Origin of the sequence: Colwellia sp. MB3u-8 (genome assembly GCF_014076985.1) — a bacterium.
In the GTDB taxonomy this organism is placed as follows: domain Bacteria; phylum Pseudomonadota; class Gammaproteobacteria; order Enterobacterales; family Alteromonadaceae; genus Cognaticolwellia.
On the sequence record NZ_JACGVA010000073.1, the window covers coordinates 448,663 to 464,742 of the forward strand.

Consider the following 16,080-nt stretch of genomic DNA (forward strand, 5'->3'; position numbering starts at 1 on the left):
ACAACCTATTACAATGAGTATTGGTAAATTAATTATTCAAGATTTACGAAATATTGAAAGCGTATCGGTTGAATTACATCCAGATCTCAATTTTATTATTGGTGATAACGGTAGTGGTAAAAGTAGTGTATTAGAGGCTATTTTCTATTTGGGTCACGGTAAGTCATTTCGTAGTTCAAAAGTAGAAAACTTGCTTCAGCATACTAAGCCTAGTTTTACCGTCAGTGCTAAAACTCATAAAGATTGCCAGATGGGTGTACGCAAACTCTTTAATGGACAAAGTACAGCAAATACTGAAATACGTATAAATGGTGAAAAAGAAACAAAGTTCTCTGTGCTGGCAAAAAATATCGCTGTGCAAGTGATCACGCCAGAAAGTTTTAAAATATTTTTTGGTGGCCCAAAGCAGAGAAGAAGGTTTGTTGATTTAGGATTGTTTCACGTGAAACATTCATTTTCAGATCATTGGAGAGAATTTTCACGAATCCTTAAACAGCGTAATGCCTGTTTACGCAGTAAAACTGCGGGTAGCACGTTAAACTATTGGACCGATGTCTTTATTGATAGCTCGCAAATAATAGCTAATCTACGAGCAAGTTATGTTGAAGAGCTGACTAAAGAATTAAGTTATTGGTTGAAAATAATGTTACCTTCAGTATCAGATGATATTGTTATTCAATATTTACAAGGTTGGAATAGTAAGAAAAATTTGTACGATGTTTTACAACAATATAAAGAAAAAGAATTAGCTTATGGTTATAGCTTATTTGGCGCACAAAAATTTGATGTTCGTTTTTTATTAAGAGGTGCATCAGTCGATAACCAATTGTCACGTGGACAGCAGAAGTTGTTTTTACTGGCGTTAACTTTTGCTCAAGCAAAACTAATTGAAAGAGTTAATCTAGTAAAACCAATTTTATTAATTGATGATGTAGGTGCAGAATTAGATATTCACTCTAGAGCGTTATTAAATAATGCAATAGCAGGAATTGAATGTCAGGTAATTGTAACCGCAATAGATAAAACAGCAGTGGAACAACTCGTTCCACAGAAAGAAAACTATAAAATGTTTCACGTGAAACATGGCAAACTATCAGTAATGAGTGAGTAGGCTACAAGCTATGACAATAGAAAATGAATATGACTCGGCTAGTATAAAAGTACTAAAAGGCTTAGATGCAGTTCGTAAAAGACCAGGGATGTATATAGGTGATACCGATGATGGCACAGGCCTTCATCACATGGTATTTGAGGTGTTGGATAACTCAATTGATGAAGCTCTTGCAGGTCACTGTACTGATATTATTGTTAAAATTCACATAGACGGCTCGGTATCTGTAAAGGATGACGGTCGTGGAATTCCAACAGAAATTCATCCAGAAGAGGGTATTTCTGCCGCTGAAGTTATCATGACAGTATTGCATGCAGGTGGTAAGTTCGGTGGTGAAGACTCAGGCTATAAAGTTTCAGGTGGTTTACACGGTGTTGGTATTTCAGTAGTAAATGCTCTCAGTAGTAAATTGAAACTAAATATTCGTCGAGCGGGTAAATTATTTGAACAATTTTATCACCACGGCATACCACAAGAGCCAATGAAACAGGTTGGCGAAAGTGATAAAACCGGGACAGAAGTCAGATTTTGGCCAAGTGAAGAGACCTTTACTGATGTGCTATTTCACTATGACTTACTGGTAAAAAGAATTCGTGAATTATCATTTTTGAATTCAGGTGTATCAATTAGACTTATTGATGAACGTGAAGAAGGTAAGTCAGATCACTTTCAATTTGATGGTGGTATTCAAGCTTTTGTTGATTATTTAAATACCAATAAAACGCCGGTTAATGAAGAGATTTTCTATTTCGATTTAGAACGAGAAGATGGCATCGTAGTTGAAGTGGCAATGCAGTGGAACGATGGCTTCCAAGAAAGCATTCACTGTTTCACTAATAACATTCCACAACGCGATGGCGGAACTCACTTAAGTGGTTTTCGTACCGCATTAACCCGTACGCTTAATAGCTATATGGTTAAAGAAGGTTTGAACAAAACTAAAAAAGGTGGCAGTACTGAAACTAGTGCCTCTGGTGATGACGCTCGTGAAGGCTTAACTGCGGTAATTTCAGTTAAAGTACCTGATCCTAAGTTTTCATCTCAAACGAAAGATAAGCTTGTTTCCTCTGAAGTTAAAACCGCAGTAGAACAAGCTATGGGTGAAAAATTAGGTGAATACCTGTTAGAAAAGCCTTCGGTTGCTCGCACTATCATAATGAAAATTGTTGACGCCGCTCGTGCTCGTGAAGCAGCGCGTAAAGCAAGAGAAATGACTCGCCGCAAAGGGGTGTTAGATATTGCAGGTTTACCAGGCAAGTTAGCTGATTGTCAGGAAAAAGATCCAGCACTATCTGAACTCTATATTGTGGAAGGGGACTCTGCTGGTGGCTCTGCTAAGCAGGGAAGAAACCGTAAAAATCAGGCTATATTGCCATTGAAAGGTAAGATTCTTAACGTAGAAAAAGCGCGTTTTGATAAAATGATATCTTCTCAAGAAGTTGGCACATTAATTACAGCATTAGGTTGTGGTATTGGTCGTGATGAATATAACCCAGAAAAACTGCGTTATCACAGCATTATCATTATGACCGATGCTGATGTCGATGGTTCACACATCCGAACATTATTACTAACATTTTTCTATCGTCAAATGCCTGAAATAATGGAACGTGGCTATATTTATATTGCTCAACCACCACTTTATAAAGTGAAAAAAGGTAAGCAAGAACGTTACATAAAAGATGAAAATGGCTTAGTTGAGTATTTAACATCACTGGCATTAGAGAATGCAGAAATTCATGTTAATGAATCTGCACCGGCCTTATCAGGCTTATCTTTAGAAAATTTAGTAAAACAGTTCCGTAAAACTCACGAAACTATTAAGCGCGTATCGCGTTTAATTCCTGCTGATATTCTAGAAAAGATGATCTACGGTGAACTCATTACCACTGAAGAATTCAAAACTAAAGCCAACGTTGAATCTTGGACTGCGGATCTACTAAAACAGCTTTCTGAGCAAGATGGTAATGGCTCTATCTATACGGTTGAAGTTAAGCATGACCAAGAACGCCATGTTTACTATCCAAGTTTTAATGTCCGTAAACATGGTATTGATACGGTTTATGATTGTGACTATGAATTTTTTGACTCAAAAGAATTTGCCTCAATTCAAAGTTTAAATAAAGCAGTGAATGGCTTAATGGAAGAAGGTGCTTACGTTAAACGTGGCGAAAAGATTAAGCAAATAACTGAGTTTGACGAAGCCTTAAATTGGTTAATGGCTGAATCTAAACGTGGCCAATATATTCAACGTTATAAAGGTCTAGGTGAAATGAACCCCAATCAATTATGGGAAACTACCATGGATCCAGATTCACGCAGAATGTTACAGGTAACTATTGAAGACGCTATCGCAGCTGATCAATTGTTTACTACCCTGATGGGTGATCACGTGGAGCCGCGTAGACACTTCATTGAAGAAAACGCGCTTAAAGTAGCTAACCTAGATGTTTAGCCTTTAAACTATAGAGATAACAATGCCCGATCATCAAATCGGGCATTTTTGTTTCTAAGCAGATATTTTTAGATAAAAAATAGCTAACATCTAGTGCTAGCATTTAGTAATGCCATTGATTAATTATCTGCTTATCCTTAATGCTTAAAATGAAAAAATACCGGGTTATAAATTTATCAGTCAATTACGGATAAAATTTTACACCTTGTTTTTAGCCATTTTATTTGATGAAAAATTAGATCACTTAATTAATTAAATTGCTATAAGGACACTAGGCTAATAAAGCGACAAACGGTATAATTAGCCTTATTTAACCCCATATAACTATAGATTCGGAATGTTATGAGTACGTTTAATATAAAGACCTTTCAAGGACTAATATTGCAGTTGCAAGATTATTGGTCACGCCAAGGCTGTGTAATAGTTCAGCCATTAGATTTAGAAGTTGGGGCCGGCACATTTCACCCGATGACATTTTTACGTTCTATTGGCCCTGAGCCAATGAGTAGTGCTTATGTGCAACCATGTCGACGTCCAACCGATGGTCGCTACGGTGAAAATCCAAATCGCTTGCAACACTACTATCAGTTCCAAGTCATGCTAAAGCCTTCGCCAGATAATATTCAAGAGCTTTACCTTAACTCGTTAAAAGAGATGGGTGTTGATCCACTGGTACATGATATTCGTTTTGTTGAAGACAATTGGGAATCGCCAACATTGGGCGCTTGGGGTTTAGGTTGGGAAATCTGGTTGAACGGTATGGAAGTCTCTCAGTTTACTTACTTTCAACAAGTTGGCGGTATAGAGTGTGCACCCGTTACGGGTGAAATAACCTATGGCTTAGAACGCTTAGCCATGTATATTCAAAACGTAGATAGTATTTATGATCTGGTTTGGACTGATGGTCCTATGGGTAAAGTACTTTATGGCGATGTATTCCATCAAAATGAAGTTGAACAATCTACTTATAACTTTGAATATGCTGACGTTGATGCCTTATTTAACACCTTTGATCAGTGTGAAAAAGACAGTGAAAAACTGATCCAAGCAGGTTTAGCCTTACCGGCGTATGAACAAGTGATGAAAGCTTCTCATGCCTTTAACTTACTGGATGCTCGACACGCAATATCGGTAACAGAACGCCAACGTTACATATTGAGAGTAAGAGCTTTATCAAAAGCTTGTGCACAAGCTTATTACGCAAAACGTGAAGAGCTTGGCTTTCCACTTTGTAAAAATAATTCAGCCAATGATAACTCAAGCAATAATAACTCAACTAAGGGACAGTCATAATGACAACAGAAACACTATTGATTGAACTCGGTACTGAAGAGTTACCACCAAAGTCGTTGAGAACCTTAGCCACAACGTTTTATGAACAAATTAAATTACAACTAGATGAGGCAAAACTTTCTTATTCTGATATTTATTGGTATGCGACGCCAAGACGTATAGCGGTAAAGGTTGACAACTTAGTTGCTAACCAAGCTGACAAAGCCATTGAAAAACGTGGTCCTGCTGTTAGCGTAGCATTTGATACTGAAGGTAAGCCAAGTAAAGCTGCTGAAGGTTGGGCGCGCTCAAATGGCATCACTGTTGCTCAAGCAGAGCGTTTGATAACAGATAAAGGTGAATGGTTACTTTACAAAACGACTGAGCAAGGTAAAAATGTTGAGCAGTTAATTCCTGACATGGTTAACCTAGCTATTGCAAAGTTACCTGTACCCAAACCTATGCGTTGGGGCTCAGGTAGAACACAATTTATTCGTCCTGTGCATACGTTAACATTACTGTATGGTTCAAGTGTTATTGCGGGTGAATCGTTAAACATTCGCTCTAATAACTTAGTGACCGGTCACCGATTTCATCATCAAGGCTTAGTCGCGTTAGCACATGCCAATGACTATGAAAGTGCACTAAAAGCAGCGTATGTAGTGGTTGACTATCAAGCACGTAAAGACACTATTCAACAGCAAATTAATGCCTCGGCGATAGCCATTGGTGGTTTCGTTTTACCGGATGACGAGTTACTAGAAGAAGTGACTTCATTAGTTGAATGGCCAGTAGTATTAACCGGCAGCTTCGATAAGGAGTTTTTGAATGTACCTGCTGAACCCTTAATTTATTCGATGAAAGATCATCAAAAATACTTTCCTGTCACCGATAGCGAAGGTAAGTTATTGAATAAATTCATTTTTGTATCAAATATTGAGAGCAAAGATCCAAGTCAGGTAATTAAAGGTAATGAGAAGGTTATTCGACCACGTTTAGCTGATGCTGAATTTTTCTTTAAAACAGATAAAAAACAATCACTTGAGTCAAGGCTGCAAGGTTTAGAGTCGATGTTGTTTCAAAAGCAATTAGGCACAGTGAAAGCTAAGTCTGAACGTATTGCTAGTTTAAGTGCATTCGTTGCTGATAAAATTGGCGATGATACGGCTATGGCCTATCGCGCAGGTTTACTGAGCAAAACGGATTTAATGTCAGATATGGTGCTTGAATTTCCACAAGTTCAAGGCACCATGGGTAAGTATTATGCTCAGCATGATGGTGAACCGGCAGCCGTTGCACAAGCCTTAGAAGATCAATATCGACCTCGTTTCGCGGGTGATGTATTACCTGAGCAAACCATAGGTTGTGCCGTTGCTATTGCTGATAAAGTGGATACCTTAGTAGGCATCTTCGGCATTAACCAAGCACCTAAGGGTGATAAAGACCCGTTTGCTTTGCGCCGTGCAGCCATTGGCCTGATCCGTATCATCATTGAGAAAGACCTTAATTTAGATATTGCGGATTTAGTGGCAAAAAGTGTTGAGCTTTATCAAGATAAATTAAGCAATCAAGAGGTGACTCAACAAGTACTTGAATTTGTTTTTGGTCGCTACCGTGCTTATTATCAAGATCAAAATATTACGGTGGATGTCATACAAGCTGTGCTAGCTAACGCTCCGTCTTCACCATTGGACTTTGATAAGCGTATTCATGCGGTAACACATTTTAAAACCTTAGGTGAAGCGGCTACGTTAGCCGCCGCTAACAAGCGTGTGGGTAATATTTTAGTTAAATTTAAAGGTGAACTTTTTAACGCTTTTAAACTTGATTTAGCGACAGAAGCTGCTGAAGCAGAGTTGGCCTCTGCTTTTTCAGTGGTTAATACTAAAATAGCACCATTAATGGCAACAAAAGATTATCAAAGCGCATTAACCGAATTAGCGGCGTTAAAGCAGCCTATTGATAACTTTTTTGATCATGTCATGGTGATGGCTGATGATGAACAAGTTAAAACCAATCGCTTGACCTTACTAAACGAAATTCGCAATAGTTTTCTTGCTATAGCAGATATTTCTTTATTGCAGTAATACCTGTGGTTGTAGCGTATGACCCGTCCTAGTATGGGTTGACACATTTTGAATTAAAACGCCTGATGAACTTCATCGGGCGTTTTGTATTTTAAGGCCGTATGTGGCCTTCTTCCATTATATATCATCACAGACTCCTCAACCATTTTCTTAGCCTCTTCTAAATTTTTAGGTTTTACTAACAAATATTCATTTTTTAATATGCCGTTAATACGCTCCGCTAAGGCATTTTGGTAACAATCATAACCATCGGTCATCGAGCACTTAATATGATGTTTTTTATGAAGATACTGATATTCATTCGAACAATATTGAACACCTCTATCTGAATGGTGCACTAGGTTATTCTTTGTCTTTCGTTGCTTTAACGCTTTTACAAAGGCTTGTTTAACAGAATCAACTCTCATGTTGTCATCAATGTGATAGCCCACCACTTTTCTTGAATAGGCATCTGTGACTAAACTCAAATACGTATTACCTGACACTGTTGGTAAGTAAGTAATGTCTGCGACCCATAACTGCTCAGGGCTTTGAGGAACAAACCCCGCTTTAAGTAAGTTAGGGTGACAATGAAATCTATGGTGGCTATTGGTTGTTTTATGGTAGGCACGCTGACGTGATATCAGCATACGACATGATGCAAGTAATTCAAATAATCTATCTCTACCAATAAATAATGGTTGTAATGACAGTAAATATTTGAGTTTACGCGTCCCAATTCTCGGCTGATACATTCGCTCATTAACGATAAATTCAAGTATACGCTGTTCGTGCTTTTGACGGTGAGCCTGCGTAACGCATTGTTTATAATAAGCTTGACGTGTGATACCAATAAAAGCGCAAGCCTTGGTAACCGTTAAGGTCTTTATCGCTTTTTGCTTGATAACTTCTCTTTGTGCTTTTTTGTTAGGCGTACCCCGTAGTCCGTTTCAAGGACATTAACGACAGCCTCAAAAAATTGTGCTTTGAGTTGACTGTCTGCTAGCTGTTGCTCTAGTGCTTTAATACGTTGCTCGGGCGTTTGGGGGAGTTTTGATTTGGACATAGCAAAACCTTGGGTTAAAAAAATTGGTGTGCCTGTAGACCAATCTAGTCGACCATGCTTACGAAGCCAAATTAAAACAGTAGAACAACCTTGAATTCCATATTTATCTTGAGCTTGTTTATAGGTTAATTCCCCGCTTTCGACCTGGTCTACAACACCTAATTTAAAGGCGAGGGAATAATCTTTTTGAGTACGTTTAGTGGTTGATTTCATAGCACTCTCCAATGCATTGCTGGAAAAGTGTCAACCTTATTTAGGACGGGTCAGTATTAAAAACTAAAAGGAATGCTAAGGCATTCCTTTTTTTTATCATTAAACGTTACTTGCACCGAGATTAATTTTGCCAAGAGGTATTTAGCACGAACAGTAAAAATATTTCGATCCTTGCTAAATCTAGCTTCGGTTGATTAAGACGATTCAGAAGCGTCTTTTTGAATATAAAAATAATAGATCAACAAACTGTATTAACAACAAAATAGCCATTTAGCGGATTTTTATGCTCTTGAGCTTGCAAAACCACCGGCATAAGACTTTCACCGTTCGCTAAAGTCAAATCTAGACCTAGTCTTATCAACCTAGCAATGTTACCAGCAGGGTTAAATGTGGCAAACTTGATTGTATTTGAGGCTGTTATTTTAGCTTGATATAATTTTGTGGCCCATTTAACCATGAGCCATTGCTCATTCGATAATGAGTTCGATAGCGAGTTTAACCGTGAGTTGAATTGAATTATTAATAGGATGGATGAACCCGTCAAGCTTATTAAATGTGGTAATCTTTTACCAAGGTAATAATCACAATAATATTAGGTCGTCGTTATGTTTATACATTTTAGTAAAATGAAGAGTATTGCGCTAACTCCATCGTTTAATGCTTTTTCTCGAAAGACTTTTGGGGCGTTATGTGCATTTGCCACCGCTATACCTGTTTACGCTACTACAGTGGTGCCACCGAATGAGCAGTTGGTATTGCGTGAGATACAGCAAGAAGTAAGTGCAGAGAGACTGAAAAAAGATGTCACTACACTAGTTGGCTTTGGTACTAGGCATACCTTGTCAGAGACAAAGTCAGATAGCCAAGGCATTGGCGCGGCACGTCGTTGGATTAAGTCTGAATTTGATAAAATTTCAGCACAATGTGGAGGCTGTTTAGAAGTTGTTTATCAAAAACAGACCTTTTCAGGAGAAAAACGAATTCCTGAACCGACTGAAGTGATCAATGTTATCGCTATTCAGCGCGGCCAACTCGATCCTAATCGCTATATCGTGATGTCTGGTGATATAGACTCTCGAGTGTCAGACCCGCTTGATTACACCAGTGCCTCACCAGGAGCAAATGATAATGCTTCAGGTGTTGCCGGAGTTATCGAAGCCGCTAGAGTGCTGTCCCAACATAAATTTGCCGGTACCCTTGTTTATGCCGCCTTATCAGGAGAAGAACAGGGATTGTTTGGTGGAAAAATAATGGCGGGTATTGCTAAGAAAGAAGCTTGGCGTGTGGAAGCGGTTATTAATAACGATATGATTGGTAATATTTCAGGTATCAATGGCATTATCAACAATACAACAGCAAGGGTTTTTTCCGAAGGCGTTCGCTATGTTGAAACACCAGCAGAAGCTAAAAAACGCAGATTTACCGGTGGTGAAGTAGACTCACCTTCACGAAATGTAGCTCGCTATATTGATCAAATTGCCGACCAATACATACCTAACTTAGACGTTATGATGATATATAGATTGGACAGATTTGGTCGAGGCGGACATCATAGACCCTTTAATGCAGTTGGTTATCCTGCCGTACGTATTATGGAAACTAATGAGCACTACGATCGTCAGCATCAAGACCTTAGAAGCGAAAATGGTCGAGCGTTCGGTGATGTTATTTCGGGTGTAGATTTTGATTTTACTGCGAAATTAACCTCGTTAAACGCCGTTACTATGGCCGCTATGGCATGGGCACCCCCACCGCCAGCCAATACTGAAATTTCAGGGGCAGTTAAAGCATCAACAAGGTTAAAGTGGCAGCGTCCAGCAGGGACTATGGCAAATAACTTAGCGGGTTACCGTGTTCATTGGCGATTGACCACAGAGCCAACATGGACAAATAGTCAATATGTCGGTGATGTCACTGAGTTTGAGTTAAAAAATATTGTAATCGATAACTATTTTTTCGGTGTTAGCAGTGTTGCAAAAGATGGTTTTGAAAGCCCAGTGGTCTTTCCGGGTCCTGCGGGTTCTTTCGGGGGTTATCAATAACCATTTAAAAACTCTGATATCAAGTTGATTTTATGGCTGAGCAACCCAGCGCTATAATTATCTGATTAAAAATAGCTCAAAAAAATTATTTGGCTTCAACTATTACCCACTAATAAGTAATAATTGAAGCCAAAGTTATATTGTTTGTCATAAGGTTTATAACAAGTTTGCACACACGGATACGGATCTTCCCCCGCTTTAACATTATCATCCATATTAATAAGTAATCCTCACTCGCTAACTTTTTTTGGCCGTAATTAGCATTGACAATATAAGCTTAAATTTCCCTCTTACATTTATAGTTCATTATCGATTACAGCAATGATCTCAGTTATTTATTAGTTATGGTGAGAGTAAATATACATGGATCATTGAGCTTGTTTTTGTGGTGAAAAATTATTGCGCTGGCTAGAAAACAGTGAAGCTTAGTCATACGCTATATAATGGAAAGCAAAGGTAAAAATTTATGTACTCAATATTAGATATACTTAATGAATTAAGTTGTCGCTTAAGGGCTCCTTTTAGTATAAATTAAGTTGATAATAAAAGTTAATTTCACCCATAAGTCATTGATAATTTGTTACTTAAATTTTACTCTGGTAAATGATGGACTAGAAAATGAAAGCTTATATAAAATGAAGATAGATACCACTAAGACTAGCGCTGACCTGAAAAAATCATCGTATATTAAGGTCAACAAAATTGGTAATTACGCCAGTTTGTTGGCATTTCCAACTTTAGTGTTCATTATTGTCATAAATTTATGGTTGAGTAATAAATCAGAAGCAGCCAGAAAATGGGTAGATAACAGCGAACAAGTTAAAGTATCGCTTTATCAAGTGCTATTGGAGATAAAGTCTGCAGAGACAGGGCAACGTGGCTATCTTCTGACCGAAGACAAAAGTTATCTTGCACCTTATACCCAGTCCATTGTTCGATTAGACAAGGTATTAACATCGCTTCAGGTGCTAATCTTAGACAATTTCAAGCAACAAAAGAGCTTAAAAAAAATCAAGCCTCTGATAAATGAAAAGTTAAGTGAATTAGAAAAAACAATTTTTTTAATCACAACGCAAGATAGAGAAGCCGCAATTCGAATCGTTATGAGTGGCAAAGGCCAAAAGCTTATGGAACAGCTTAATCAGATTATTAAGGAAATGTTAAATGAAGAATCCGCGCTGCTTATTGACCGGTATCAGGCTTTAGACACGAACAAAAAATTTGTCATATGGACTCAGTTGATTGGATCTATTGTTATTATTTTAATTTGGGTAATAACTTTTTTTCACATTAGAAAATTACTTTTTCAGCAGGCTAAGGCTGATGAAGCACTCGTTCTTGCTAACGAAGAGCTGGCTTTTCAAAACCAAGAAAAAGATAAACGCACAGCTCAACTAACCCTTGCTGCCAGTGTATTCAGCCATGCCCTAGAAGGTATTGTTATTATCGATGCGGCAAATAGGGTTATTGATGTTAATAGCACATTTGTTGACATTAGTGGTTATTCCTTCCAAGAAACTATTGGCCAACCCCCAGATTTCTTTCAAACAGATCGTCATCCACCTGAGTTTTATAGCGCGATGTGGCAAGTCATTAAATCTTCTGGCCAGTGGGCTGGTGAAATATTGAGTCGTCGCAAAAATGGCGAAAAATATGTTGCTAGCATCACCATCAGTGCTGTAAAAAATGCCCTTGGTAAAGTCAGCCATTATGTTGCACTGTTTAGTGATATTACGCTGCAAAGAGAACATCAATATCAATTAGAGCAGATAGCTCATTACGATGTTTTAACTAAGCTAGCTAACCGTGCATTACTTGCCGACCGACTAAATAACACTATGTTGCAATGCCAGCGTCATGATAATTCACTCGCAGTTATCTTTATGGATTTAGATTGTTTTAAAGAAGTTAATGATAGCTATGGTCATGCGGTCGGTGATGAACTACTTATTATCGTCTCTGGGCGTATGAGTGATGCCTTACGTGAAGTCGATACACTCGCTCGTTTTGGTGGTGATGAATTTGTTGCCGTATTAAGTGATTTAGTTAACGCGGAAGATTACACCATGGCATTAGAGCGTTTATTAAGTGCAGTGTCAGAGCCTATCATTATTGGTGATCTGGTGTTGAAGGTGTCGGTTAGTATAGGTGTTACGCTCTATCCTCAAGATGATGCCGATGCCGATATACTTATCCGTCATGCCGACCAAGCCATGTGTATAGCGAAAAAAGCAGGTAAGAATTGTTATCACTTGTTTGATAGCGCCCTCGATGACGCCGTTAACCTTAAACTAGAAAACATCAGTCATATCAGGGCAGCACTGAATAAACATGAGTTCGTTTTGTACTATCAACCGAAAGTGAATATGTCTACAGGTGAAGTCGTGGGCGTAGAAGCATTGATCCGATGGCAACACCCTGTCCGTGGTTTAGTGCCACCATTAGATTTTTTACCGTTAATAGAAAATCACGCCATTAGCCTAGAGATAGGTGAATGGGTCATCGATACCGCGCTGAGCCAAATCAGCCAATGGCAAAGTATCGGCATCAGGTTACCGATTAGCGTCAACATCAGCGCTTATCAACTCCAGCAAACTGATTTTGTTGAGCGCTTGGCGACATTACTAGGTGCACACTCTGATGTGTCGCCTCATTTGTTAGAATTAGAAGTATTAGAAACCAGTGCCTTTAGTGACATCAACTACATTATAGCGACCATGAAATCTTGTATTAGCCTTGGTGTGCAGTTTGCGTTAGATGATTTTGGTACCGGATATTCCTCCCTAACGTACCTCAAACGGCTACCCGCTAGCCTGATTAAAATAGACCAGACTTTTATACGCGACATGCTCACTGACCCAGATGACTTAGCGATTGTTATGGGCGTTGTTAGTTTGGCGAAAGCCTTCCAGCTTGAGGTGATCGCTGAAGGGGTCGAAACTGTTGAGCATGGCACTGAATTATTACAACTGGGTTGTAAATTAGCGCAAGGTTACGGCATTTCAAGGCCTATGCCTTCGAGTGATATTCCAGTCTGGCTGGTCACTTGGCAGCCTGATAGCGCTTGGCTGGCCTAATAATATAAAGTAACTATATCTGACAGTTTACCGCTAGTCGTTGGCTAGTGAGCTAAAAGCGAACCTTCTAGAGCCTTATTAAAATACAGCATTGAACTTGTTGGCAGTTAAAATATTCAAGTGTTCTGTTCTAGCATCTAAATAAAAGCTTATAAGCTATTGGAAAATTAGATTGTCGATCATTGTCAGTCTTATATTTATCGATTTTTTTGGATGAAAAGTAGTTCACTTAATTAATTAAATGGCTATAAATTAATTATAAAGTGAGGTGGTAACGACAGACCTTAGTTACACACCTTAACTAGCCCCTAACTACCATTTTAGTATCATAACCCTTTCTTAATAACGTATTGAAAAGGTATTTTTTTGATTTGCTGACTCATAAGTTGATGCTCCATAAATCGACAAAAGCTTGGGATATCTCTTGCAGTTGACGGGTCATCAGCGCTCACAAGCAGGGTTTCACCAACGGCCATTTTTCGTATTTTTAGCCGAAGCATCATTACCGGCTCAGGGCAGCGAAGCCCAATGGCATCTAATTGGTGGTCTGGAGCTGAAAAAGGGCAATCGGTCATGCTTTACCTTGCTAGGGAATAGGGTTTGGCGCTAATTTTAAAGCCTATTTGCCATGACGCAACAATAAACTTACCTTGATTTTTTTTGTTCAATGGATTTTTAAGCACTAAAACTGATTTCAAGAGCAAATATTGATAATTAAGCTAATAATTGTCTGTAATAGGCTTGCTTTGTCACGTTAGAGGTGAATAATTGATCTATGCTTATTTATCCAAGGTCTTCTAATGCTGCTAGCTAGTTTCCGATTTTTTAAAACCGTCATCTTAAGTGCGCTATTAGCGAGTGCAGCAACTTTCGCTAATGATGAAAGCCAGCAGCGAAAAAATTTCTTGCAAGCTGAAAAGCAAATTTGGAATCACAACTCTGCTAGTTATCAAAACTTATATAACCAACTACATTATTATCCGCTACAACCTTATTTGGATCAGAAGCGCTTAATGACCAAAATGAAGTTGTCATCAGCGCCAGAGATAAGGGAATTTTTAGCAAAGTATAAAGGCACGCCATTGGATTGGCCTTTAAGAAATAAATGGTTAACTTATTTAGCCAAACGTAAGCAGCCAGTACTTTTTCAAAACTTTTTCGAAGCCACTAGTGATGTTGAACTCACCTGTCAGCATTATCGCTTTCAGCTGCAATCTGGTATGTCGCCAACGAAAATATTGCCAAAAGTAAGCTCGCTTTGGATAGTCGGTAAGTCGCAACCTAAAGTTTGTGACCCTTTGTTTAAGCAGTGGCAGCAAGCAGGGTATCGAACAAATGAGGTGATATGGCAACGTATCGCATTATCAGCGGATGGCGGTAAACATACCTTAATACCGTATTTAACCCGGTTATTACCAGAGAATGAGCAATATTTAGCTGAGCTTTGGCATCAAGTACGTCGCAACCCGTCATATATTAAACACTTATCAAAATTTAAAAATAAAACCCAGCGAGAGGCGGAAATAGTCACTTATGGTTTAAAGCGCCTGATATGGCGTGATCCAACACAAGCACTTGAGACCTATAAATTAGCCCAGTCGTTGTTACCTTTTTCTGTGCAGCAACAGCAACAAATTACGTTAAAATTTGCCCTAGCGTTAGCCAGTAAAAATCATCTGGATGCGGCCACATGGTTAGTGAAAGTCAATGAGAACTTATTTACCAGTAACTTAACCCAGTGGTATATAACCGACGCGCTGCGCGATCAAAATTGGCAAAATATCAAAACTAAGCTGTTAAAGTTACCTGAAATAGCGCAAAGCAGCCTGCAGTGGCAGTACTGGTATGGTAGAAGTTTGTTGGCCACTGATGAATTAGTGGCAGGAAATTTACGCTTAAATAAGCTGGCATTAAGCCGACATTATTATGGCTTTTTAGCCGCGAGTTATTTAAATAAACCGGCTAATTTTCAGAATATACCGCTCGTTGTTAGTGCAGATGAAAGAGCTTTAGTGACTCAAAGCCCTGAAGCAAAAAGAGCCATTGAACTGTTTGCTATTGGTCGTTTTTATCACGCCCGTAAGGAATGGAATTATTGGTTGTCAAAACTCAGTAATCGCGACAAATTAGTTGCCTCTAAAGTTGCTAATGAAATGCAATGGTATGACAGGGCGATATTTACCTTAGCTAAAGTGGGTTATCTTAACGATGTAGGTTTGCGTTTTCCACTGGGCTTTGAAAGTGAAATTAAACACTATGCGGGCCAGCAAAACATTAATCCAGCTTGGGCGTTTGCTATAACGCGCCGTGAAAGCTCATTTATGTCTGATGCTAATTCTCCAGCAGGCGCTAAAGGTTTAATGCAAATTATGCCGGGTACAGCAAAACAGCTAGCGCGCAAAAAAGTCTCTAACCGATATTTATTTAAAGCTAAAAATAATATTAAATTAGGCACAAAATATTTACGTGATTTACTCGACCGTCATGATGGTAATCAGGTACTGGCTACCGCGGCTTATAATGCCGGCCCTTATCGCGTAAAAAGTTGGTTAAAAAACGCTGAGTCATTACCTGCCGATGTTTGGATTGAAACCATTCCGTTCAAAGAAACCCGAGAATATGTTAAAAGCGTTTTAGCTTATCAGCAAATATATCAACAAAAAGTAGGGCAAGCGGCCTCTTTGTTTGACCAGATCATTGCAATGAATATAAACGAATAGCCTCACACTTGCATTATAATATCGGGCTAAACAAGGTATAATTAACACCAAAGAAATT

Annotated in this window: 9 protein-coding genes; 7 read left to right on the forward strand and 2 right to left on the reverse strand. The window is 38.7% G+C overall.

The features are described from left to right. Positions 1-13: 13 nt before the first annotated feature. From recF to glyS, 4 genes are all read left to right on the forward strand, one after another. Complete coding sequence (gene recF / locus H4J54_RS18915; RefSeq protein ID WP_182192473.1) at positions 14-1,111, forward strand: DNA replication/repair protein RecF; 1,098 nt, start codon at positions 14-16, stop codon at positions 1,109-1,111. A gap of 10 nt (positions 1,112-1,121) precedes the next feature. Next, a complete protein-coding gene (gene gyrB / locus H4J54_RS18920) occupies positions 1,122-3,566 on the forward strand; it encodes a DNA topoisomerase (ATP-hydrolyzing) subunit B (RefSeq protein ID WP_220460986.1) in 2,445 nt (814 codons plus the stop codon). Positions 3,567-3,908: 342 nt separating this feature from the next. Beyond that, a complete protein-coding gene (gene glyQ, locus H4J54_RS18925) occupies positions 3,909-4,859 on the forward strand; it encodes a glycine--tRNA ligase subunit alpha (RefSeq protein ID WP_182192474.1) in 951 nt (316 codons plus the stop codon). After that, positions 4,859-6,925, forward strand: coding sequence for a glycine--tRNA ligase subunit beta (gene glyS / locus H4J54_RS18930; protein WP_182192475.1), 2,067 nt, complete (start codon positions 4,859-4,861; stop codon positions 6,923-6,925). Before glyQ ends, glyS begins: the two co-directional genes overlap by 1 nt. Positions 6,926-6,978: 53 nt before the next feature. On the opposite strand, the gene H4J54_RS18935 is transcribed toward glyS, so the two are convergent. Continuing rightward, a protein-coding gene (locus H4J54_RS18935; RefSeq protein WP_182190302.1) for an IS3 family transposase occupies positions 6,979-8,183 on the reverse strand; the annotation gives its coding sequence in 2 pieces (ribosomal slippage) (positions 6,979-7,817 and positions 7,817-8,183; 1,206 coding nt in all). Positions 8,184-8,788: 605 nt separating this feature from the next. Here H4J54_RS18935 and H4J54_RS18940 point away from each other — a divergent pair. Together H4J54_RS18940 and H4J54_RS18945 are read left to right on the forward strand one after the other, a co-directional pair. After that, complete coding sequence (locus H4J54_RS18940) at positions 8,789-10,225, forward strand: M28 family peptidase (protein WP_259366955.1); 1,437 nt, start codon at positions 8,789-8,791, stop codon at positions 10,223-10,225. Positions 10,226-10,860: 635 nt separating this feature from the next. Beyond that, positions 10,861-13,302 (forward strand): EAL domain-containing protein, encoded by a 2,442-nt coding sequence (locus H4J54_RS18945; RefSeq protein ID WP_259366956.1) that lies wholly within the window; start codon positions 10,861-10,863, stop codon positions 13,300-13,302. Between the two features lie 326 nt (positions 13,303-13,628). Here the strand turns inward: H4J54_RS18945 and tusA are convergent, their stop codons facing one another. Then, complete coding sequence (gene tusA / locus H4J54_RS18950) at positions 13,629-13,877, reverse strand: sulfurtransferase TusA (RefSeq protein ID WP_182192476.1); 249 nt, start codon at positions 13,875-13,877, stop codon at positions 13,629-13,631. Between the two features lie 225 nt (positions 13,878-14,102). On the opposite strand from tusA, the gene H4J54_RS18955 reads away from it, so the two are divergent. Next, positions 14,103-16,022: a transglycosylase SLT domain-containing protein gene (locus H4J54_RS18955; protein WP_182192477.1), complete on the forward strand. Its 1,920-nt coding sequence runs from the start codon at positions 14,103-14,105 to the stop codon at positions 16,020-16,022. Positions 16,023-16,080 lie beyond the last annotated feature (58 nt).

Bases quoted from the DNA above. Each gene is read 5' to 3' on its own strand.
- glyQ (WP_182192474.1), top strand. From the start codon at position 3,909: ATGAGTACGTTTAATATAAAGACCTTTCAAGGACTAATATTGCAGTTG.
- glyS (WP_182192475.1), top strand. From the start codon at position 4,859: ATGACAACAGAAACACTATTGATTGAACTCGGTACTGAAGAGTTACCA.
- H4J54_RS18955 (WP_182192477.1), top strand. From the start codon at position 14,103: ATGCTGCTAGCTAGTTTCCGATTTTTTAAAACCGTCATCTTAAGTGCG.
- tusA (WP_182192476.1), bottom strand. From the start codon at position 13,877: ATGACCGATTGCCCTTTTTCAGCTCCAGACCACCAATTAGATGCCATT.
- H4J54_RS18945 (WP_259366956.1), top strand. From the start codon at position 10,861: ATGAAGATAGATACCACTAAGACTAGCGCTGACCTGAAAAAATCATCG.
- H4J54_RS18940 (WP_259366955.1), top strand. From the start codon at position 8,789: ATGTTTATACATTTTAGTAAAATGAAGAGTATTGCGCTAACTCCATCG.
- recF (WP_182192473.1), top strand. From the start codon at position 14: ATGAGTATTGGTAAATTAATTATTCAAGATTTACGAAATATTGAAAGC.
- gyrB (WP_220460986.1), top strand. From the start codon at position 1,122: ATGACAATAGAAAATGAATATGACTCGGCTAGTATAAAAGTACTAAAA.